We start from the raw sequence: 21126 nt of genomic DNA, 5'->3' as shown, positions 1-21126 counted from the left end.
GTAAACACCGGCCGCCCAATGACCATCCGTGGTTATGGGTCCCCGCCTTCGCGGGGACGACGGGGGTGGGAATGGTCATTCAGCCCGCCGCGCTCTGCGCGTCCGATGCCGGCGGCGCATAGGCGGCCGCCAGCGCGTCGAATTCTTGCGGCAGCATGTCGCACAATAGCTGGACATGGGGAATGATGTTGGCGCCGGCGATGAAGCCGAAGTCCAGCTGGTCGCGGTAGCTCTGCACCGTAATGTTCAGCGCAAGACCATGGGTCGAGATCGACACCGGGAAGATGTGCAGCAATTCTGCGCCGGCCGCATACAGCGTCTGCCGCGGCCCCGGCACGTTGGAGACCGTGATGTTCGCCGCCGGGGGCAGCACGTCGGACAGGCTGGAGCGGCTGTACAGCAGCGCCAGGATCTGCACCAGGATAGGCGCGCCGAGCATGGAGATGTTGGAGACCTGCGGCATCAGCGCGCGCAAGGGATGCGACATTTCCTTGGATTTGGTGGATTGCGCGATGATCGCCTCCAGCCGCGCCTTGGGGTCGTCGACATTGGTGGCGATCGAGCAGATCATGCCGAACACCTGGTTGTTGGCGTCGGTGTTGCCTTCCTCGCGCAGCGAGATCGGCACCGCTGCGGTCATCGACTTGGCCGGGAGCGCCCCGCGATCCTTGAGATAGCGCCGCACCACGCCGCTGCTCAGCGCCAGCACCACGTCGTTCAATTTTCCACCCGACGCTTTCGCCAGCGCCTTGGCCTTGCTTAACGATATCGACGTACCGGCAAAGCTGCGCTCCGAGGAAATCGACTTGTTCAGTATCGTCGGCGGCGACATCATGCTGGCGATGCTGTCGCGCGATGTCGGATCGGTCACCTTCCCGATCACGTCGGAAATGCTCTTCGCCATGGTCGGCAGGCTGCCGACGAATTTCACGGCATTTTCGATCTGGAACATGGCGTTGTCAAACAGGATCGAACCGATATCGCTTTTTCCCGAACGCGGCAGGTCGATGGTCTTCGGCGTCGCCGAGCCGTCGAACGGCTGGCGCCAGAGCTGCTGGTAGGAATCGATCAGGTTGGCGGCAATCTCGCGGGGCTCCGGGCCGTCCTTGCGCGCCGCGACGGGTGGCTCGACCGTGCGCGGCACCGGCGTCACGTCGTAGATCATGTTGGTGAGTGCCGCCCCCGCGCCGCCGTCGATGCAGGCGTGGTGCATCTTGGAGTACAGCCCGATCTCGTTGTCCTTCATGCCCTCGAAAACGTAGAACTCCCACAGCGGCCGGGCGCGGTTGAGCAGCTTGGCATGCATCCAGCCGACGATGCGCTCCAGCGTGGCGCGGTCGTAGGGTGCCGGCAGGCTGCCGCGGAAAATATGGCGATCGATGTCGAACTGGTCATCCTCGACCCAGCTTGGATGATCGATGTCGAGCGGCGCCTTTTCCAGCCGCGCCTTGAGGATCGGCGCGATGTGCAGGCGCGAGGCGATCATCGCCTTGAAGTCCTCGAAGAAGTTGCCCTGGTAGTTTTCCGGCAGCCGGAAGATCGCCATGCTGCCGACATGCATCGGCATCTCCGGCGTTTCCAGATACAAAAACGACGCGTCCATCGAGGACAGCTTCTTGCCTTCAGCCATGGTCTCCTCCCGGCAACAGGTCCCGCGACGCTTCAGACGCGCGCTTGTTCAGGACCGCGGTCGGATTGTGCATTTTCCGGCGGCCCATATGCAATGGCAAACGGCCCCGACCGGTCAAATTGCTTGAATTCGCCCTCGGCTTGCGCCAGCCGGTCCGCCACCGCCCATAACGCGGCGGCGTTCACGCCGAGGCCGATATGGCTGGCGAGCCGCACCTCGATATTCTCAGCGGTATCGGAAGGGCGCAGCAGCGAGGTCTGCCAGTTCACAATGCCGTCGGTGCGGCTGTAGATCGAGGTGGTCGGCACCGGCAAATCGCCGCCGATGGCCTTTGTCAGTTCGGAATTATCTTCCACGGTTTCGCCGGACAGCGCCTCGTAAAGCCGCGTGGCGTTGGTTGCCCGCACGTCGCCGGCGAACGGACTTCCCAACGTGATCACGGAGCGGACCATGTCCGGCAACTGCAGCGCCAGATCGCGTGCGTAGACGCCGCCTAGGCTCCATCCGACGATTGAGACCTTGCGGCCGGTCGCCTCGTGGATATCGGTCAGCAGTTTTTTCAGCGCATTGCGCCGGGACGTGATGTCGCCGAAATTACGGCCCATGTTCCAGGCGTAGGCGTCATATCCCAGTTGTTTCAGATAGCGCCGCATCGGCGCCATCGACAGGTCGCTGGCAAGAAAGCCGGGCAGCGCCAGCACGGGGTGGCCGTCGCCCTTGGGCGCCCGCATCAGGAGCGGCGAAAGCAGCAGGCTGGCGTTGAATTCGAGGATGCTTCTCGCTTCCGCCAGCAGCAGAATGAGGCCGGGCGGACGAAGCCGGCGCGTTGCGGCAGGCTCGCTCTGATTCATCGCCGGCACTATTTCTTGTCCTTGGGCCGGGGGCTCCCAAGGCCTGTACCAAGGCTGGTACCGATTCCGGCCATGGTCGCGAACATGTCTTGAAACCGTTCGGCGATCTTCGGATCGAAGGTGAACCAGCTCTGCATCAGCGCCTCCGGCGACACCTTTTCGATATTGGCCGTCAACTGCTGCTGCAATTTCTCCATGACCGCGGTCTGCATCGGCTGCACATCCGGCAGTCCGAAAAACTGCCGTGCTTCCAGCGGCGTGCAATCGACCTCAACGTTGATTTTCATGTCTGCTCCTCGGTCCTGTTCGAAATGCCCGCAAGAGCAAAACGAACAACGGCCAGTATCGCCGCGACCGGGCGCGCGGGCAAGCGACGGAATATGTGATCCCCTGGCGCGAATGCAGGACCGGCGAAGATGATTCAGCCGAATCGCTCGACCGCGAACGGCTTTGGATCGGCAAACGGCGTCGCTCCAGTCATCATTTCGGCCAGCAGGCGGCCGGTGGCGGGGCCCAGGGTCAGGCCGTGATGCTGGTGTCCGAAGTCGAACCAAAGCCCGTTGTGCCGCGGCGCCTTGCCGATCACCGGCAGCATGTCAGGCAAACAGGGCCGCGCGCCCATCCAGGGCTTCGTTTCGACCGGCTCCCCCAATGGAAACAGCTTTCGCGCCCGCGGTAATGCGCGTTCGACCTGAACAGGCGTCGGCGGCGCATCGCGACGGGCAAATTCGACGCCGGTGGTAAGGCGAATGCCGCGATTCATCGGCGCCAGCACGAAGCCCATGTCCGAATCGAGGACGGGATGGTGGAGCACGGCATTGCCGCGCGCGGCGAGATGCAGGTGGTAGCCGCGCTTGACGGCAAGCGGGATCGGATATCCCAGCGGACGAAACACCTGATCCGACCACGGCCCCATCGCCACCACAACCTCGCGCGCGACGACGGCGCCGTTGGTCCCCGCGATGCGCCAGCCGCCGCTGCGCTGTTCCAGCGTTCGCGCGTCGCCAACAAGAAAGCGTCCGCCCTTGCGCGCGAACAGCGCGGCATAGGCTTTTGCCAGTCCGCCGGGATCGGGAACAAAACCGGGCGCCGGAAAGTGGATCGCGCCGGCGAAATCGCCGGTCAAACCTGGCTCGCGTCCGGCAATGCCGGCGGAATCGAGAACTTCGCCTTCGACACCATACTGCCCGGCGCGCGCCAGCGTCTCCAGCGCCTTCGCCAGCGTCGCATGCGAACGAAACAGTTTGATCCAGCCGGTCCGCCGCAGCAGCTGCGGCACGTCGGCTTCCTCGATCAGCGCCTCATGTTCGGCAAGGCTGCGCCGGATCAAGGGCAGCGCCGACACCGCGCTGTGCAGCGCGCGTTCCGGCGACGACGCCACGAAGTAGCGCACCAGCCATGGCAAAAACGCCGGCAAGTCGGCGGCGTGATAACGCACTTCGGGCGCGCGATTGAGCGCATAGCGGAGGATCGGACCGGCCTCGCGCGGAAACATGTAGGGGAAAACAGATGCGCGCTCGATCAACCCCGCATTGCCGTAGCTCGTCTCCTCGCCGGCGCGCTCGTGTCTGTCGACAAGAATGACGTCGCGGCCGCGTTGCTGCAGGTGCAGGGCAGCGCAGACGCCGACCATGCCCGCGCCTAGCACCACAATGTCGGCTCTGGATTCCACGACCTTCTCCGAAAGTTCGCGTTTCGGCGCGACCTTGAACTTAAGTATTGCATCACCACCGCGCAAACCGCTCCGGCGCGCGCGAGGGAACCGTCTCAAATCGCGCTTGCGCGGCAGCCAAACTCTGGCGACAATGATCGGCGGGCGCTTTCGGGGACGTTTGGCGCGCTGATCACAAAGCCACGGCGGAGAACCTGGACATATGTCGTTACGTCAGACCCTGCTTGCGATGACTGCGGCGTCGCTGTTGGCGTTCGCTCCGGCATCGGCGCAAACCCTGCGCTACGCCAATCAGGGCGATCTCAAATCGCTCGATCCCTACAGCCTTAACGAGACCACGACCCACGCGCATCTTGGCCATGTCTATGAAGGCCTGACGGCGCGCGACAAGGACCTGAAGATCATCCCCGCGCTCGCCGAAAGCTGGGAAACGCCGGAGCCGACGCGCTGGCGATTCCACCTGCGCAAGAATGTCAAATTCCAGAACGGCGATCCCTTCACCGCCGACGACGTGGTATTCTCGGCCGACCGCGTGCGCGCGCAGGGGTCAAATCTCCAGACCCGCATTCCAAGGGATGCAAAGGTCGTCAAGATCGACGATTACACCGTCGACTTCATCCTGAGTTCTCCCAATCCGATCCTGAATTCGCAATGGGACACCTGGTACATCGTCGACAAGAAATGGGCCGAGGCCAACAATTCCGTTGCGCCGACGCCGGCCGCGGCCACCACGCCGAGCTTCGCCTCGCTCAACGCCAATGGCACCGGAGCATTCACCGTCGAGAGCCATCAGCCGGGGGTGAAGACGGTATTCAAGGCCAATCCCAACTGGTGGCGCAAACCCGAACATAATCTGAAAGAGATCATCTTCACCCCGATAGGATCCGATGCCACCCGGGTCGCAGCCCTGCTGTCGGGCGAGGTGGACGTCATCGAACCGGTGCCGATCCAGGACATCTCGCGGGTGGATTCCAGCTCGAACGCGCAGGTTCTCAAGGGCCCGGAGATTCGCACCATCTTCCTCGGCATGGACCAGGTGCGCGACGAGTTGCTGTACTCCAACATCAAGGGGAAGAACCCGTTCAAGGATGTTCGGGTCCGCGAGGCGTTCTACAGGGCGATCGATATCGAACTGATCAAGAGCCGCGTCATGCGCGGCCTGTCCACCCCGTCGGCGCTGATGGTTGCGCCGCAACTGTTCAAGCTGTCGGGCGAGTTTACTCGGCCGAAATTCGATCCGGACGGCGCCAAGAAGCTGTTGGCCGAGGCGGGCTATCCGGACGGATTCGAGGTCACGATGGATTGCCCGAACGACCGTTATGTCAATGACGCCGCGATCTGCCAGGCGGTGGTCGGCATGCTGGCCCGCATCGGCGTCAAGATCAATCTGCTGGCGCAGCCCAAGGCGCAATATTTCGCCAAGGTGCTCAAACCCGGCGGTTTCCAGACCTCGTTCTACATGCTGGGCTGGACTCCGGGCACGCTCGACTCCCACAACGTGCTTTACGATATCATGGGTTGCCGCGACGACCCGAAGGTGGCGCGTGGCGAAGCCAATCTCGGCGGCTATTGCAGCAAGGAACTGGACGCCGTCGCCGACAAGGTGCTGCAGGAGACCGACACCGCCAGGCGCGACCAGTTGATCAAGAACGCGTTCGAGATCGGCATCAAGGATTATGGCTACATCCCGCTGCACCAGCAGGCGTTGGCGTGGGGTGTGTCGAAGAAGGTGAAGCTGACGCAACGCGCCGACAATCAGATCCTGCTTTATTGGGCGACCAAGCAGGAGTAGGCGGTAAATCCCGTCATGCCCAGCCTTGCGCCGGGCGTCCACGGCTTGATGGCGCTGCAGCCAAAAAGACATGGATGACCGGACAAGCCCGGCCATGACGAATTCAACCGGCCGCCACGAATTTACGGTGAAAGGACCACATGCTCGCTTTCACTCTTCGTCGTGCGATTCAGGCCATCGGCGTCATGATCGCGGTCGGGATCATCTCGTTCTCGATGTTCCGTTTCGCGGGCGATCCGGTCAACCAGATCGTCTCGCTGGATACGCCGGCCGCGGAGCGCGCCCAGGTGCGCAAATCGCTCGGCCTCGACGACCCGGTGCCGGTGCAGTTCGCCCGCTATTTTGCCAATGCGGCGCAATTTAAATTCGGCGTCTCCTATCAGTTTCGCCAGCCGGTTTCGAAGCTGCTGGCGGAGCGGATGCCGGCGACGCTGGAGCTTGCGGCCTGCGCCACCATCCTGGCGATGGTGTTCGGCATCCTGATGGGCGTCTACTCGGCGCTGAAGCGCGACTCGTTTCTGGCAAAAATATTCCAGGCGGTGTCGCTGATCGGAATCTCGCTGCCGACGTTCCTGATCGGCATCCTGCTGATCTATCTGTTCGCGGTGACGCTGGGCTGGCTGCCGTCGTTCGGCCGCGGCGACGTGGTGCGGATCGGCTGGTGGACCACCGGCCTGCTCACGGTGTCCGGACTCAAGGCGCTGATCATGCCGGCGATCACGCTCGGGCTGTTCCAGATGACGCTGATCATGCGGCTGGTACGCGCCGAGATGCTCGAAGTATTGCGCACCGACTACATCCGCTTTGCCCGGGCACGCGGCTTAACGACGCGGGCCGTCCATTTCGGCCATGCGCTGAAGAATACACTGGTCCCCGTGATCACGGTCGCCGGCCTGCAATTTGGCTCGGTTATTGCATTCGCAATCATCACCGAAACCGTGTTTCAATGGCCGGGCATGGGATTGCTGTTTGTGCAGGCGGTGCAGAACGTCGATATTCCGATCATGGCGGCGTACCTGCTGGTAGTGTCGCTGATCTTCGTCACCATCAACCTCGTCGTCGATATTCTTTATACCGTGGTTGACCCGCGGCTGCGCGCGACCATCCAGCGTCCGGCCTGACCAGAGACCGGCAATGACCGAAGCCCTCATCCCCCACCCCGCCGAACCGGTTTCGAGCGCGGCCCGCGCGCGCTCGCTGCCCCGACGCCTGTTCGGACGCGCAATCGACAGCGACATCTTCCATTCCTTCCGGCGCTCCCGGCTCACCATGGTTGCGACCGCCGTAACCCTGCTGTTTTTTCTGCTCGCGATCTTTGCGCCGGTTCTGGCGGTGCAGAACCCGTTCGATCCCGCCCAGCTTCAACTGATGAATTCGCGCATCGCGCCGCTGTGGACCGCGGACGGCCAGAGCCCGTTCCTGCTCGGCACCGACGAACAGGGCCGCGACGTTTTCTCCGCCATTCTGTACGGCTTGCGGATTTCATTGACGGTCGGCGTGCTCGGGGTGGTGCTTGCCGGCACCCTTGGCATCGCCCTCGGACTGATCGCCGGCTATGTCGGCGGCGCGCTCGACGGTCTGATCATGCGGATCGCCGATGTGCAGCTCACCTTCCCTGCCATTCTGATCGCGCTTCTGATCAACGGCGTGGTCAAATCGGTGATGGGGAACCGGCTCGATGCCATCAGCACGCTGGCGGTGCTGGTATTCGCGATCGGCCTGAGTTTCTGGGTGCAGTACGCCCGCACAGTGCGCGGTTCGGTGATGGTGGAGAAGAACAAGGATTATGTGGCGGCGGCGCAGCTGATCGGGCTGCCCGCGCCGGTCATCATGCTGCGCCATGTACTGCCCAACGCGATGGGACCGATCCTGGTGATCGCAACCATCAATCTTGCGCTCGCGGTCATTACCGAGGCGACATTGTCGTTTCTGGGGTCCGGCATGCCCGACACCATGCCGTCGCTCGGCACCCTGATCCGGATCGGCAACAATTATCTGTTCGCGGGCGAGTGGTGGATCGTGGCGTTTCCGGGCTTCGCGCTCGCCGGCCTGATCCTCTCCATCAACCTGCTCGGCGACTGGCTGCGCGACGCGCTCAATCCGAAGCTCCGATGATGCGCGACGGTCTGGCCATATGACCGAACCTGTTCTCTCCGTGCGCAACCTTAGGGTCGAATTTGCGACCCGCCGCAGCAATCTGCGCGCCATTGACGGAATTTCCTTCGACATCGCCAAGGGTGAAGTGCTGGGCGTGGTCGGCGAATCCGGCGCCGGAAAATCCGTTACCGGCCTTGCCGTGATTGGCCTGATCGATCCGCCCGGCCGCATCAGCGGCGGCGAGATCTATCTGTCGGGCCTGCGGATCGATAATCTTCCGCCCGAACAGCAGCGCAAGCTTCGCGGCAAGCGGATCGGCATGATTTTCCAGGATCCGCTCACGAGCCTCAATCCCCTTTACCGGGTCGGCGACCAGCTCGTCGAAACCATCCGCACCCATCTCAGCCTTTCGGAATCGGGGGCCCGCAAGCGCGCCATCGATCTGTTGGCCGAGGTCGGCATTCCCGCACCGGAAAAACGCGTTGATGCCTATCCGCATGAATTTTCGGGCGGCATGCGCCAGCGCGTCGTGATCGCGCTGGCGATCTGCGCCGAGCCGGAATTGATCATCGCCGACGAACCGACCACGGCGCTCGACGTTTCGGTGCAGGCGCAGATCATCTCGCTGATCAAGCGGCTCGGCCGCGACCACGGAACTGCGGTGATGCTGGTGACGCACGACATGGGCGTCATCGCCGAGACCTCGGATCGGGTTGCCGTGATGTATTCCGGCCGCATCGCCGAAATCGGCCCGGTCCAGGATGTGGTGCGGCACCCGCTGCATCCCTATGCCAAGGGCCTGATGGGCGCGATCCCGACGCTCGCCGGCGAGGAGAAACGGCTGGTGCAGATTCCGGGCTCGATGCCGCGTTTGTCAGCCATACCGCCGGGCTGCGCGTTCCATCCGCGCTGCGCTTTCGCCTTCGACCGCTGCCGGATCGAGCGTCCGGAACCGATCCGGCACGGCACCCAGGACGTGGCCTGCCATCTTTACGACACCGCCAAGGAGAACGCGGCATGACCGCGGCGCCGTTCGTCGATGTCAAGAAGTTGCGCCGCGTATTCGACGTCTCGAAGCCGTGGCTCAACCGGCTGCTCGAGGGCGGTCATCTGGAATTCCTGAAGGCGGTGGATAGCGTCACCTTCGACATCGCCAAGGGAGAAACCTTCGCACTGGTGGGCGAATCCGGTTCAGGCAAGACCACGGTTGCACGCATGGTGGTCGGCCTGCTGCCACCGACCTCCGGCGAAGTGGTGATCGACGGCGTGTCGATGAGCGACACAAGGCAATCGCAGGCACGGCAGCGATTGCGACGCCGCATCCAGATGATTTTCCAGGACCCCTATGCCAGCCTTAATCCGCGCCTGCGGGTCGATGCCATCGTCGCCGAGCCGATCCGCGCCTTCGATCTCATTCAGGGCGAGCGTCACATCCGCGGCCGTGTCGGCGAACTGTTGAATCTGGTCGGGCTGCATGCCGATGACGGCTGGAAATACCCGCACGAATTTTCCGGCGGGCAGCGCCAGCGCATCGCGATTGCCCGCACGCTGGCTTCGGAAGCCGAATTCATCGTCTGCGACGAGCCGACCTCGGCGCTCGACGTCTCCGTCCAGGCGCAGATATTGAACCTGATGCGCGATCTGCAGGACAAGTTCGGCCTGACCTACCTGTTCATCAGCCACAATCTTGCGGTGGTCAGGCACATGGCGAGCCGCGTCGGCGTGATGTATCTCGGCCGCATTGTCGAAATCGCCGAGGGCCGCGAGTTGTTCGACAACCCGCGCATGCCCTATACGAAAATGCTGCTGGGCGCCGTGCCCGATCTTACCATGTCCGGCCGCCAGCGCATCCCCGTGAAAGGCGAAATTCCCAACCCGATCAACCCGCCGCCGGGCTGTGCATTCAACCCGCGCTGCCCGCTGGCATTCGATCTCTGCCGCAGGCAGACGCCGGCGCTGATCGACGGCGTGGCGTGTCATGCGGTGAACGATCCGGCGCACGCCGCCGCAAGCGCGTAATCACGAGGACGCACGCAGGCCTTTCCACATCACGCGCGGGCTTGACCCGCGTATCCGTCACGCTTCAAAAGACTGTTGCAAAGAGGGTGGATGGCCGGATCGAGCCCTACTGGATGCACACATCTCATCGTCATGGCCGGGCTTGACCCGGCATCCATCCCCTTCGAAACGACTCATCCGAAGATGGATGGACGCGGGTCAAGCCCGCGTATGACGGGAGGTGTGAATCCAGTAGGGACAGGCCCGGCCATGACGGGAGGGTGATTCAAGACCGGTTGGCAGCCCGCCTCGCCTGTGGTCAAGTGCGCCGCCCGCGCAAACCCGGCGCAACATTGGATTCCCATGAGCAAGATCAACCCCGATCCCTTCACCACCCGGCCCGAGATCGAAGGCACGTTCGGCGTCGTCACCTCGACGCACTGGATCGCCACCGCGGTCGGCATGGCCACCCTGGAGAAAGGCGGCAACGCCTTCGACGCCGGCGTCGCCACCGCGTTCACGCTGCAGGTGGTCGAACCGCATCTGAACGGTCCGGGCGGCGATGTGCCCGTTATCGTGCATGATGTGAGGCGCGGACGGACCGAGGTGATCTGCGGTCAGGGTCCGGCGCCGGCAGGCGCCACCATCGCGCATTACCGCGACGAACTGGGTCTCGATCTCATACCGGGCACCGGTTTGCTGGCGGCCTGCATTCCCGGCACCTTCGACACCTGGATGACCCTGCTGCGCGACTATGGCACGATGCGGCTCGCCGATGTGCTCAGTCCCGCGATCGATTACGCGCGTAACGGCTTTCCGCTGGTCGAGCGCGCCAGCGCCACCATCGACACCGTCAAGGAGCAGTTTCGCGCGCACTGGCCGACCTCGGCCGCGGTGTATTTGCCCAACGGCCGGGTTCCGGTGCCGGGCACCATCTTCAGCAATCTGAAATTTGCCGAGACTTACGAGCGTATCCTTCGCGAAGCGCAAAACGGCGGCGGAAGCCGCGAGACCGAGATCGAACGCGCCCGAAAAGCCTGGTCGCAGGGCTTTGTCGCCGACGCCATCGATCGCTTCTGCCGCACCCAGGACATCATGGATACATCGGGCCGCCGTCACCGTGGCCTCCTGACCGGCCAGGACATGGCCAACTGGCAGGCGACGATCGAGGCGCCGATCGCTTACGATTACGGGCGCTACACGGTGATGAAGGCGGGCCCCTGGACGCAGGGGTTGGCGACGTTGCAGACGCTCGCCTTACTCAAGGGCTTTGACCTCGATGCGCTTAGTCCGGTCAGCGCCGAGTTCATTCATCTGCAGGTCGAAGCGACCAAGCTCGCCTTTGCCGATCGCGACACGTTCTACGGCGATCCGAAATTCGTCGACGTGCCGGTCGATGTGCTGCTGTCGGACGCCTACAACGACCAGCGCCGCAAGCTGATCACCGGTCACGCCTCGATGGAGCTACGGCCGGGAACCGTTACCGGCTTTGGCAAGCAGGTCGACGTCCGGCTCGCCTCCGGCGCGCGCTCGGCGGTGGAAAACTCCGGCGCCGGAGAACCGACCGTCGGCCGCATCGACTGGACCCACGACGAAGACCATCTGCCTGATGTCTCGCAGACGCGCGACCGCGAACGGATGGGCGCAATTCCCGGTGATACCGTGCATTTCGATATTATCGACCGCGACGGCAACATGGTTACGGCAACGCCGTCGGGCGGCTGGCTGCATTCGTCGCCGGTCATTCCCGACCTCGGCTTCTGCCTCGGCACCCGCGCGCAGATGTTCTGGCTTGACGACGACCATCCGGCGGCGCTCAAGCCCGGCAAGCGGCCACGCTCGACGCTGACACCGACCATGGCGCTGCGCGATGGCGAGCCGTATCTCGCCTGGGGTTCGCCGGGCGGCGACCAGCAGGATCAGTGGATCACGCAGTTTTTCCTGCGACACGTCCACGCAAACATGAATCTGCAGGAGGCGATCGACGCGCCGGCGTGGCATTCGGAGCATTTCCCGTCGTCATTCTGGCCGCGCAAGGCTCGTCCAGGCGTCATGGTGGTCGAATCGCGGGTGCCGGATGCCACCGTGAAGGACCTTCGCGCCCGCGGCCACGAGGTCGAAGTCGGCCCGGGCTGGTCGGAAGGCCGTCTCACCGCCGCCTCGAAGCTTGGCCGCCGCCGGCGTGCCGCCGCCAATCCCCGCGGCATGCAGGGCTACGCGGCCGGACGATAGTTCGCGCAGCTGACCTGGTCGATCATCGCCCGCGATTCCGCGACCGGCCCATTTCGGCATCGCGGCGGGCGACGGCCTGCAGCGCACCGCTCCGCAAAGGCTACGCGCTCCGCTGGGCCTTGGGCAGTGCCAATCAGACCACCGTTTCCCTCGCCACCCGCCTGCAGTCCATCTCGTATTCGAGATCGACCACCGGCGGCCGCGCGAAGTGCCAGGTGAGACCCGATCGCATGGCGCCGCGGCGCGCCAGTTCGTCGGCCACGGCGGCATGGAAGTCATGCACGCTGTAGGCCTGCACCGCCGTGGTGTCCTTCCAGCCATATCCGAATGCATCGAGGCGGCCGGCCATGGAGCCCACGGTAAAGCGGACTTTTTCCCTGATGCCATCGGGACTGAGGTCGCGGTAGCGCACCGTACGCTCGGCGTAGCTTCCACTTCCGCCGCGGGATTCGGCGCCGCCGGCGATGACAAAGCTCGGTCTCGAACCGGTGCTCGGACGCGTGAAGGAAAACGCGTAAAATGACGGCTCCGGCGGCGGGTCGATTTCCGGACACACATTGCTGCGCGCCACCGGATTGACGGTGCCGTCGAAGATTTTCCATTCGGCCAGCGTCTTGACATAGTGCTGGTTGAATCTGCGGAACCCATCCTCCGTGAAGGCCGCCGGCGAGCGCAATTCGCAAGCGCAGAACGACGTCAGGGGACGTCCGGCCGCCTGCATGTATCTGGCGGCCTGTGCAAAACCGTCGGCCAGCGGCAGCAGTTGATCGAAGCGCACGCGTTCGACCTCAAAACCCGTATCGGCCGCCGCGCCGCTCGAATACTGGAACACGGCCGGAATGAAGCGATAATTGCCTGCCGGAAAATGCTGCGTCATGAAAAACGTCTCCCTTCGAACGGCGTCATGCGCGGACATGATCCGCGCATCCATCTTAAGACGAGCCTTTTGAAACGTGACGGATTGCCGGGTCAAGCCCTGCTGGATGCACACATCTCATCTCATTGCCGGGCTTGGCCCGGCAATCCATCCCTTGAAAGAGTCTTCCAAAGGTGATGGATACGCGGGGTCAAGCCCGCGTATGACGAGATGTGTGAATCCGGTAGGATCAAGCCCGGCAATGCGGAAGCTGCGAGGGTCCGCATCGCGCGCGCGTGAATGCGCTTTACGTCGCCTTCAGCGCCTTGGGGCCGAGATCGAGATCGGCGATCTCTCTGGTCCGCGAATCCGCCCCTGCCCTGTGGTCGGTGGCCAAAGCCACATAGACGGCGGGCAACACGAACAGCGTGAACAGCGTGCCGATCGCCATGCCGGAGACCACAACGAGGCCGATCGAGAATCGGCTGGCCGCGCCCGCGCCGGATGCCGTCAACAGCGGCAGCAGCCCGGTGACCATTGCCGCCGTGGTCATCAGGATGGGACGCAAGCGCACCCGCGCCGCCATCTCGATTGCGGAACGCTTGTCGAGACCTTCATTGAACTGAAGCTCATTGGCGAACTCCACCATCAGGATGCCGTGCTTGCTGATCAGGCCGACCAGCGTCAGCAGCCCGACCTGGGTGTAGATGTTGATCGTCGCGACGCCGAAGAACAGCGGAATCAGCGCCCCGGAAATTGCCATCGGCACGCTGATCATGATCACCAGCGGATCACGCAGGCTCTCGAACTGCGCCGCCAACACCAGGAAGATGATGATCAGCGCGAAGCCGAAGGTGATCGCGAGCTGGTTGCCCTCCTGCACATATTGCCGGGAGTCGGCGAGATAATCATGGCTGTACCCGGAAGGCAGGTTCTTCGCCTGCGCTTCAAGGAAATCCACCGCCTGACCGACGGTCACGCCCGGCATCGGCACCGCCTGGAAGGTGGCGGAGTTCAACTGGTTGTAATGCGTCAGCGCGTTGGGATCAGTTCCGGTCTCCACCGACACCAGCGTCGACAGCGGAACCTGCTGGCCGGAGAGCGTCGGAACGTAGTAATTCGCAAGCGATTCCGGCGACAGCCGCAAGCCGCGCGGCACCTGCGGGATCACCTGGTACGACCGGCCTTCGAGATTGAAGCGATTGGTATAGTTGCCGCCCAGCAGCGTCGCCAGCGTGCCGCCGATCTGCGCCATGGTGATGCCGAGATCGTTGGCCTTGGAGCGGTCGATCTTCACACGCACCACCGGCTGGTTGAAGTCGAGGTCGCTGTCCGCGACGATGAACAGCCCGCTCTTGCGCGCGGCGTCCTTCAGCTTGACCATCTCCTCATAGACCTGCTGAAAACCGTTGGTGGAGTTGATCACCATCTGGATCGGCAACCCGCCGGGACCGCCGGGCAACGGCGGCAGGTTGAAGGCGAAGGCATTGACGCCCTCGATCTTGCTGAGCTCGGCCTGCACCAGCGGCTTCAGCTTGATCGACGAACGCGTGCGCTCGTCCCACGGCTTCAGCAGCATGCCGGCGATGCCGTTGCTCGGTCCCGCGGTGCCGTTGATGACAAAACGCAGATCGGTTTCCGGGAACGCCGCGAAAGCCTTGTCCATCTTCGAACTGTAGAAATCGGTGTAATCGATATTGGCGTATTTCGGCGCCTTCACCACGGCGAACACGATGCCCTGATCCTCTTCAGGCGCCAGCTCCTTGGACGTGTTCATATACAGGAACGCCACGAGGCCGAGGATGGTCAGCGCGAACATGCCGGTGATGGGGCGGTAATCGAGCGAACGGTCGAGCCGCCGGCCATACCACCGGGTGGTGGCGCCGAACACCCTGTCGACTTTTTTTGCAAACCAGCCGCCGTGGTCGTTTTTCAGCAGCACCGAACACATCATCGGCGACAGCGTCAGCGCGATCACGCCGGATACGATCACCGAGCCCGCCAGGGTGAAGGCGAACTCCCGGAACAGGGCGCCGGTCAGGCCGCCGAGGAATCCGATCGGCGCATAAACCGCCGCCAGCGTGATGGTCATCGAAATGACGGGCCCCACGATTTCGCGGGCGCCCTGCAGCGCCGCCTGCACCGGCGGTTTGCCCTCCTCCAGATGCCGGTGGATGTTCTCCACCACCACGATGGCGTCGTCGACCACCAGACCGATTGCCAGCACCATCGCCAACAGCGTCAGCAGATTGATGCTGAATCCCATCACCAGCATCAGGCTGCAAACGCCGATCAGCGACAGCGGAATGGTGACGACCGGGATGATCACCGAGCGGAACGAGGCCAGGAACAGGAAGATGACGACGACGACGATGCCGACCGCCTCGATCAGGGTCGCTTCCACTTCATCGATCGACGATCGGATGAACTTGGTCGAGTCATAGGCAACCTTCATGTGCAGCGAAGGCGGCAGATTGCGTTCCAGGTCCGGAAACAGCGCACGGACGCCGGTGACGATGTTGAGCGGATTGCCCTGCGGCGTCGCCTGCACGCCGATGAAGATCGCCCGCTCGCCGCTGAAGGCGACGCTGGCGTCGGTGCTCTGCGCCGAAAGCTCCACGGTGGCGATATCCTGCAGCCGGACGAAGCCGCCGTCCTTGGCCTTGATCGTCATGCGCTTGAACTGCTCGACGTTCTGCAGATCGGTGTTGGCGGTGACGTTGGAGACGATGAAATAGCCTTTGGTCTGACCCGCGGCGGCCTGGAAGTTGTTGGCCCGAATGGCCGCGGCGACATCGTCGGGCGACACGCCGCGGCCCGCCATCCGCATCGGGTCCAGCCACAGCCGCATCGCAAAGGTCTGGCCGCCCAGGATATCGGCGGATGCGACGCCGTTGACCGTCGACAGGATCGGCTGCACCACGCGGGTGAGATAATCCGAGATCGCCGACCCCGACAGTTCGTCGCTGGAGAAGCCGATATACATCACCGCCGTGGTCTGGCCGGTCGATTTCAGAATGACCGGATCGTTGGCCTCTTTCGGGATCAGGTATTTGACCGAGTTGACCTTCGACAGCACGTCGGTAAGCGCCTGATTCGGATCGACGTTCAGCTTGACGTAGACCGAGATCAGGCTCTGGCCTTGCGTCGACGATGACGTCATGTAGTCGACGCCTTCGGCGGAGGCCACGGCCTGTTCGATCGGCGTGGTGATGAAGCCCTGCATCAGGTCCGGCGACGCACCCGGATACACCGTCGTCACCGTGATCACTGTGTTCGACAGTTTCGGATATTGCCGCACCGGCAAGCTGGTCGCGGCCTTGAAGCCGATCAGCAGGATCAGCAGGCTGACGACGAGCGACAGCACCGGGCGCTTGATGAAAATATCGGTAAAGGCCATTACAGGCGCTCCGTCCTGGTCAGTTCAGCGGCGCTTTTGCCGGCACCGGCGGCGGCGGATCGGTCGAAATCACCACCGCCGAGCCCGATTGCAGCTTGAGTTGTCCGACGGCGACCACGCGATCGCCGGCCTGCAGGCCGCTGGCAATCACCGCGCGCCCGCCGATCCGATCGCCGGTGCGTACGAAGGTGCGCGCGACGGCCAGACTGGTTTTGCCGTCGTCGGTCCTGGTCTCTTTGATCAGGTAAACCGAATCGCCATAGAGCGTGTAATCGACGGCCGTTTCCGGGACGGTCACGACGGCGGGCTTGTCCGGCAGCACCACCGTCGTGGTGGCGAACATGCCCGGCTTCAAAATCCGCTCCGGATTGTCGATCGTGGCCTGGATGCGGATGTTGCGGGTGTCGGTGTTGATCTGCGGCTCGATGGTGGTGATCTTGCCTTCGAACTTGCGGCCCGGATAGGCATCGACCACGACCCGCACGGTCTGTCCGACCTTGAGCGTCGCGCTGTCCTTTTCCGTCGTGGTGAAATTCGCATAGACCGCGGAGAGATCCGTCAAGGTCACGATCTGGGTGCCTGCGGTCAGGAACTGGCCGACCTCGACGTGACGCACGCCGAGTTCGCCGTCGAACGGCGCCCGCACCAGTTTCTGGGAAATGAGCGCCTGGGACCTGGCGATGCCCGCATTGGCCTGGTCGAACGCGGCCTGCGTGGTATCGACGGTGGCCTGCGGTCCGAACTGCCGCGACGCGAGCTGCTTGGCGCGGTCGAGCGATAGCTGCGCCACGGTGGCCTGGGCCTTGAAACTCGCAAGGTCAGCCTGTTCGGGGGCATCGAACAACTGAACGAGCGGGCTTCCCGCCTTGACCTGGGAGCCTGCCGTAAAGAGGATGTCGGTGATGCGTCCGCTGACGTCGGAGGTGACGTTGACCTGATGCACGGCGGCAAGATCGCCGACTGCGGTCAGGAAGTTGGGAACGACTTCGGATTTCGCCTCCGCCACGGCGACGGTGATCGGCGGCGGCTTGTTGTTGGCGAAGAACTGCGCGATCATTTTGTTGCGGAACGCGTTGAAGCCATAGAAACCGCCCACCAGCAGCAGCAGCAGCGCGCCGACGATGATGAACCAGCGCTTCGCGCGAACCGGGCGGTGCCGCGGTTTTTCTTCGATCCCCGAACGCGCCGACGTGTTGTTTTCCATGGCAATCGTCATGTCATGCACTTTCTGCAGCTACCGGAAGCTCGAAATCTGGAGACAATTCACGATCCAGATGCAGGGCGATTGCCGGTTCGTTCAATCCAATTCCGCGCAGGATGAATTCGCACACCTGCCGTTCGAGGCCGGCTGCTTCGCCGTAGGACAGGCAGGGAATGGCCGGAAGCTGGGTCAGCGCCATCATCAGCACCGCGTGATGGGCAAACCAGAACAGATTCAAGGGTTCCCGGCCAACCCGCGCCGCGTCTCCCGTCGCCACGGCCTGCTCCAGCGAAGCCGTGAACGCCGGCCCGATCAGGCCGCCGATTTTGTCATACAGCAACCGCGCGAACTCTCCGTCATCCAGATGGCTGATGGTCATCAGCCGCAAACGCTGCGCCTCTTCCTGATCGGGCGCGTGCGAGACCTGCAGGAAATGCCCGACCATGCCGCAAACCAGCACAACAAGGGTTTCCGTCGACGGCGCCAATCCCAGCAATTTGTTCAGGGCCGGATCGGCCTGACACTCTTCCGCGAGAATTTCCGCATAGAGCGCCGATTTGGTCGGGAAATGCTTGAACAGCAAACCTTCCGATATGGAGGCAGCGGCGGCCACGCTCTTGGTCGTGGTACCGGCAAACCCGTTACGCGCAAAACACCGCTTCGCGGCGCTCAGAATCAATTCCCGGCGCAAATCGCTGGTCATGCGTAGTGTGCTCATATTGTGAGTAAGCACTCACTTGAGCCGATGTCAAGGAAAATGCTGCGATGCACACTCCGCCCGTGAAGGCGGGGACGACATCGGGGGGTTGGATGGCTAGATCGGCCGGTACCCGAGCGCCCCGCGGATGCGGTTCACGATGAACGCGCCATCGCGGTTGGACAGCACGCGCTCGAGATTGGCGGGATCGATCTTGACCGAGGCGAAGCGAGGACCGCTGCCGATGTCGTGCATCTGGGCCGCAAACGCCTCGATCTCGGCCATGGTCGCAAGATCGCGGGCATCCATGATGCCGCAGCAGCGGGCGATGCCGACCAGATCTGTCGACGCCCCGGTGTGGCTCGCCTGCCCGCCGGTTTCGCCATAGATCTCGTTGTCGAGCACGACGATCGACAGATTACCCGGCTTCTGCAGGCCGACGGTGGCGAGGCTGCCCATTCCCATCAGCATTTCGCCGTCGCCGGTGATCACCACCACCGGCAGTTCCGGCTGCGCCAGCGCGACGCCGAGCCCGATCATCACGGCCCCACCCATGGCGCCCCAGAGATAGAAGTTGCGGTCGTGGTCGCCGGCGGCGGTGATGTCGTAGGTCGAAGCACCGAGGCCTCCGACCACGACGGCGTCCTTGCGGTCCTTGAGCAGGCTGGAAACAACGCTGCGCCGTTCGAGAAGATTGGTCTTGCTCATTTGACGAAAACCTTGGTGCCGATTAGGCGCTGCGACAGCAGAACGGCGGTCGGCGTGCAGGCGTTATAGGCCTGAGCGGCGGCGGCTTCCATGACGTCGCCCACTTCGTCCGGCGACGAGGCCCGCAGCACTTTTATGCCGGATAGTTCGAATACGCCCTGTGTGCTCGATCCCATCGGGACCTGCCAGGGATTGAACTCGCCCCATTCGCCGCGCATCGTCACCAGCGTCAGGAACGGAAAGCGGAAAATCTGCGTCAGCGACAGCATGTTCACGCAGTTGCCGACGCCGCTGGACTGCATCAGCAGCACGCCGCGCTGGCCACCGGCCCAGGCGCCGGCCAGCAGCGCCACGCCTTCTTCCTCCGTCGTCAGCGGCACGGCGCGCATCGAAGGCGCGGCCAGTACGCGGTCGATCAACCGCGAGTGCCCGGCGTCGGGCACATAGGGCACCTGACGGACATCGAAGCGTTGCAGGATCCCGAAGATGTCATCGGGCCAGGATTGCGCATTTTCGGCTGGCTTATCGGCGCGGGCGTGCATTTTCATTTCCAGTCAGGTCGGCGAGGCTGTATTCCGAAGGCGGACTGTAGCCGGGCTGACAGGTTGCGAAACAGCGAAAACGGCATGTCGGTCCGACTGAAAGAGTATGGCAGCATGGATGCAAGCGCGCGAGACCTGGCGGCAGGCTTCGACATCGAAAAACTGACGCCGGAGTTTGTCGCCAACCCCTACCCGACCTATCGTGCACTGCGGGAGCACGCGCCGGTGAAGCGGCTGCCGAACGGCAGCTATTTCCTGACCCGCTACGACGATCTCGCCAGCATCTATAAAAGCACAAAACTCTTCAGTTCGGACAAGAAGAAGGAATTCGCGCCGAAATACGGCAGGTCGCTGCTCTACGAGCACCACACCACCAGCCTCGTGTTCAACGATCCGCCTGTTCATACAAGGGTGCGGCGGCTGATCATGGGCGCGCTGTCGCCGCGCGCCATCGCCGAGATGGAGGCGGGCCTGATCGCGCTGGTGGACCGGCTGCTCGACGGTCTTGCGGCGAAAAGCCGGGAGCAAGGCCATTTCGAACTGATCGAGGATTTTGCCTCTGCGATACCCATTCAGGTGATCGGCAACCTGCTCGACGTCCCCCAGCACGAGCGCGAACCATTGCGCGACTGGTCGCTGGCGATCCTGGGCGCGCTGGAGCCGGTGATCGGGCCTGAGGTGTTTGCACGCGGCAACGAGGCAATCCGGGATTTTATCGGTTATCTGGAAATCCTGGTTGAACGGCGTCGCGCCAAGCCGGGAAATCCGGAGCGCGACGTGCTGACGAAACTCATTCAAGGTGAGGAGAAAGGCGAGCGGCTGACCGCGAATGAATTGCTGCACAACTGCATCTTCCTGCTCAATGCCGGCCATGAAACCACGACCAATCTGATCGGCAACGGGCTGGTTGCGCTGTCGGGCAATCCCGCGCAGAAGAAACGGCTGGTCGAGAATCCTGCGCTGATCAAAACGGCAATCGAGGAATTCCTTCGCTACGAAAGCTCGAACCAGCTCGGCAACCGCGTCACCACGGCGGAAACCGAGATCGGCGGCGTACGGATGCCGGCCGGCACCTTCGTTACCCTGTGCATCGGCGCCGCCAACCGCGATCCGGCCCAATTCAGCGATCCGGAAACGCTCGACGTCGGCCGCACACCCAACCGGCATCTCGCCTTCGCCACCGGCCCGCACCAATGCGCGGGCATGGCGCTGGCGCGGCTGGAAGGCGCAATTGCGATCTCGCGATTTCTGGCGCGGTTTCCAGGCTATCAACTGACCGGCACGCCGGTGCGCGGCGGACGCGTACGGTTTCGCGGATTTTCCAGTGTGCCATGCGTGGCCTGACTTCAAGTTCGTCATGCCCGGGCTTGTCCCGGGCATCCACGTCTTCAACCGCATCGATGAAAAGAAAGACGTGGATGGCCGGGACAGGCCCGCCATGACGAGGTAA

The 21126-nt window shown here is 63.2% G+C and carries 17 protein-coding genes; 7 read left to right on the top strand and 10 right to left on the bottom strand.

Going from position 1 to position 21126, the window contains the following annotated elements:
* Window positions 1–79: 79 nt before the first annotated feature.
* From ACFE72_RS05110 to ACFE72_RS05095, 4 genes are all read right to left on the bottom strand, one after another.
* Entirely contained in the window at window positions 80–1630 is a 1551-nt protein-coding gene (locus ACFE72_RS05110; RefSeq protein WP_375411974.1) for a wax ester/triacylglycerol synthase family O-acyltransferase, read from the bottom strand.
* 32 nt (window positions 1631–1662) lie between these two features.
* The gene (locus tag ACFE72_RS05105; RefSeq protein ID WP_375412048.1) at window positions 1663–2481 is read right to left on the bottom strand and encodes an esterase/lipase family protein; all 819 of its coding nucleotides are present in this window, start codon (window positions 2479–2481) and stop codon (window positions 1663–1665) included.
* 8 nt (window positions 2482–2489) lie between these two features.
* Window positions 2490–2768, bottom strand: coding sequence for a DUF6489 family protein (locus ACFE72_RS05100; RefSeq protein WP_375411973.1), 279 nt, complete (start codon window positions 2766–2768; stop codon window positions 2490–2492).
* 134 nt (window positions 2769–2902) lie between these two features.
* Window positions 2903–4153 (bottom strand): NAD(P)/FAD-dependent oxidoreductase, encoded by a 1251-nt coding sequence (locus ACFE72_RS05095; RefSeq protein ID WP_375411972.1) that lies wholly within the window; start codon window positions 4151–4153, stop codon window positions 2903–2905.
* A gap of 202 nt (window positions 4154–4355) precedes the next feature.
* On the opposite strand from ACFE72_RS05095, the gene ACFE72_RS05090 reads away from it, so the two are divergent.
* From ACFE72_RS05090 to ACFE72_RS05065, 6 genes are all read left to right on the top strand, one after another.
* The gene (locus ACFE72_RS05090; protein WP_375411971.1) at window positions 4356–5945 is read left to right on the top strand and encodes an ABC transporter substrate-binding protein; all 1590 of its coding nucleotides are present in this window, start codon (window positions 4356–4358) and stop codon (window positions 5943–5945) included.
* Window positions 5946–6085: 140 nt separating this feature from the next.
* Window positions 6086–7066 (top strand): ABC transporter permease, encoded by a 981-nt coding sequence (locus ACFE72_RS05085; protein ID WP_375411970.1) that lies wholly within the window; start codon window positions 6086–6088, stop codon window positions 7064–7066.
* A 13-nt stretch (window positions 7067–7079) separates the two neighbouring features.
* Entirely contained in the window at window positions 7080–8060 is a 981-nt protein-coding gene (locus ACFE72_RS05080; RefSeq protein ID WP_375411969.1) for an ABC transporter permease, read from the top strand.
* Window positions 8061–8079: 19 nt separating this feature from the next.
* Window positions 8080–9063, top strand: a complete 984-nt coding sequence (locus ACFE72_RS05075) for an ABC transporter ATP-binding protein (RefSeq protein ID WP_375411968.1) — start codon at window positions 8080–8082, stop codon at window positions 9061–9063.
* The gene (locus tag ACFE72_RS05070) at window positions 9060–10061 is read left to right on the top strand and encodes an ABC transporter ATP-binding protein (RefSeq protein ID WP_375411967.1); all 1002 of its coding nucleotides are present in this window, start codon (window positions 9060–9062) and stop codon (window positions 10059–10061) included. The genes ACFE72_RS05075 and ACFE72_RS05070 overlap by 4 nt, the downstream gene beginning before the upstream one ends.
* A gap of 342 nt (window positions 10062–10403) precedes the next feature.
* Window positions 10404–12272, top strand: coding sequence for a gamma-glutamyltransferase family protein (locus ACFE72_RS05065; RefSeq protein WP_375411966.1), 1869 nt, complete (start codon window positions 10404–10406; stop codon window positions 12270–12272).
* Between the two features lie 133 nt (window positions 12273–12405).
* On the opposite strand, the gene ACFE72_RS05060 is transcribed toward ACFE72_RS05065, so the two are convergent.
* From ACFE72_RS05060 to ACFE72_RS05035, 6 genes are all read right to left on the bottom strand, one after another.
* Complete coding sequence (locus tag ACFE72_RS05060) at window positions 12406–13149, bottom strand: hypothetical protein (RefSeq protein ID WP_375411965.1); 744 nt, start codon at window positions 13147–13149, stop codon at window positions 12406–12408.
* Between the two features lie 286 nt (window positions 13150–13435).
* Complete coding sequence (locus tag ACFE72_RS05055; protein ID WP_375411964.1) at window positions 13436–16528, bottom strand: MexW/MexI family multidrug efflux RND transporter permease subunit; 3093 nt, start codon at window positions 16526–16528, stop codon at window positions 13436–13438.
* Window positions 16529–16547: 19 nt separating this feature from the next.
* A complete protein-coding gene (locus ACFE72_RS05050; protein WP_375411963.1) occupies window positions 16548–17744 on the bottom strand; it encodes an efflux RND transporter periplasmic adaptor subunit in 1197 nt (398 codons plus the stop codon).
* A 1-nt stretch (window position 17745) separates the two neighbouring features.
* Window positions 17746–18447, bottom strand: a complete 702-nt coding sequence (locus ACFE72_RS05045) for a TetR/AcrR family transcriptional regulator (RefSeq protein WP_375411962.1) — start codon at window positions 18445–18447, stop codon at window positions 17746–17748.
* Between the two features lie 96 nt (window positions 18448–18543).
* Entirely contained in the window at window positions 18544–19134 is a 591-nt protein-coding gene (locus ACFE72_RS05040) for a thiamine pyrophosphate-dependent enzyme (RefSeq protein ID WP_375411961.1), read from the bottom strand.
* Window positions 19131–19676 (bottom strand): phosphonopyruvate decarboxylase, encoded by a 546-nt coding sequence (locus tag ACFE72_RS05035; protein ID WP_375411960.1) that lies wholly within the window; start codon window positions 19674–19676, stop codon window positions 19131–19133. Before ACFE72_RS05035 ends, ACFE72_RS05040 begins: the two co-directional genes overlap by 4 nt.
* A 114-nt stretch (window positions 19677–19790) precedes the next feature.
* On the opposite strand from ACFE72_RS05035, the gene ACFE72_RS05030 reads away from it, so the two are divergent.
* Window positions 19791–21020 carry a cytochrome P450 gene (locus ACFE72_RS05030; protein WP_375412047.1) on the top strand — a complete coding sequence of 410 codons (1230 nt, stop codon included), beginning with the start codon at window positions 19791–19793 and terminating at the stop codon, window positions 21018–21020.
* Window positions 21021–21126 lie beyond the last annotated feature (106 nt).

Origin of the sequence: uncultured Bradyrhizobium sp. (assembly GCF_964252615.1) — a bacterium.
GTDB lineage: Bacteria > Pseudomonadota > Alphaproteobacteria > Rhizobiales > Xanthobacteraceae > Bradyrhizobium.
Note: the sequence above shows the minus strand (reverse complement) of the source record. Positions and strands in the feature narration are given on the sequence as shown.

Excerpts from the sequence above, each read along its gene's own strand:
- ACFE72_RS05065 (WP_375411966.1), top strand. The coding sequence starts at position 10,404 with ATGAGCAAGATCAACCCCGATCCCTTCACCACCCGGCCCGAGATCGAA.
- ACFE72_RS05105 (WP_375412048.1), bottom strand. The coding sequence starts at position 2,481 with ATGAATCAGAGCGAGCCTGCCGCAACGCGCCGGCTTCGTCCGCCCGGC.
- ACFE72_RS05085 (WP_375411970.1), top strand. The coding sequence starts at position 6,086 with ATGCTCGCTTTCACTCTTCGTCGTGCGATTCAGGCCATCGGCGTCATG.
- ACFE72_RS05050 (WP_375411963.1), bottom strand. The coding sequence starts at position 17,744 with ATGACGATTGCCATGGAAAACAACACGTCGGCGCGTTCGGGGATCGAA.
- ACFE72_RS05075 (WP_375411968.1), top strand. The coding sequence starts at position 8,080 with ATGACCGAACCTGTTCTCTCCGTGCGCAACCTTAGGGTCGAATTTGCG.
- ACFE72_RS05035 (WP_375411960.1), bottom strand. The coding sequence starts at position 19,676 with ATGCACGCCCGCGCCGATAAGCCAGCCGAAAATGCGCAATCCTGGCCC.
- ACFE72_RS05110 (WP_375411974.1), bottom strand. The coding sequence starts at position 1,630 with ATGGCTGAAGGCAAGAAGCTGTCCTCGATGGACGCGTCGTTTTTGTAT.
- ACFE72_RS05055 (WP_375411964.1), bottom strand. The coding sequence starts at position 16,528 with ATGGCCTTTACCGATATTTTCATCAAGCGCCCGGTGCTGTCGCTCGTC.
- ACFE72_RS05080 (WP_375411969.1), top strand. The coding sequence starts at position 7,080 with ATGACCGAAGCCCTCATCCCCCACCCCGCCGAACCGGTTTCGAGCGCG.
- ACFE72_RS05070 (WP_375411967.1), top strand. The coding sequence starts at position 9,060 with ATGACCGCGGCGCCGTTCGTCGATGTCAAGAAGTTGCGCCGCGTATTC.
- ACFE72_RS05040 (WP_375411961.1), bottom strand. The coding sequence starts at position 19,134 with ATGAGCAAGACCAATCTTCTCGAACGGCGCAGCGTTGTTTCCAGCCTG.
- ACFE72_RS05045 (WP_375411962.1), bottom strand. The coding sequence starts at position 18,447 with ATGAGCACACTACGCATGACCAGCGATTTGCGCCGGGAATTGATTCTG.
- ACFE72_RS05030 (WP_375412047.1), top strand. The coding sequence starts at position 19,791 with ATGGATGCAAGCGCGCGAGACCTGGCGGCAGGCTTCGACATCGAAAAA.
- ACFE72_RS05060 (WP_375411965.1), bottom strand. The coding sequence starts at position 13,149 with ATGACGCAGCATTTTCCGGCAGGCAATTATCGCTTCATTCCGGCCGTG.
- ACFE72_RS05090 (WP_375411971.1), top strand. The coding sequence starts at position 4,356 with ATGTCGTTACGTCAGACCCTGCTTGCGATGACTGCGGCGTCGCTGTTG.
- ACFE72_RS05100 (WP_375411973.1), bottom strand. The coding sequence starts at position 2,768 with ATGAAAATCAACGTTGAGGTCGATTGCACGCCGCTGGAAGCACGGCAG.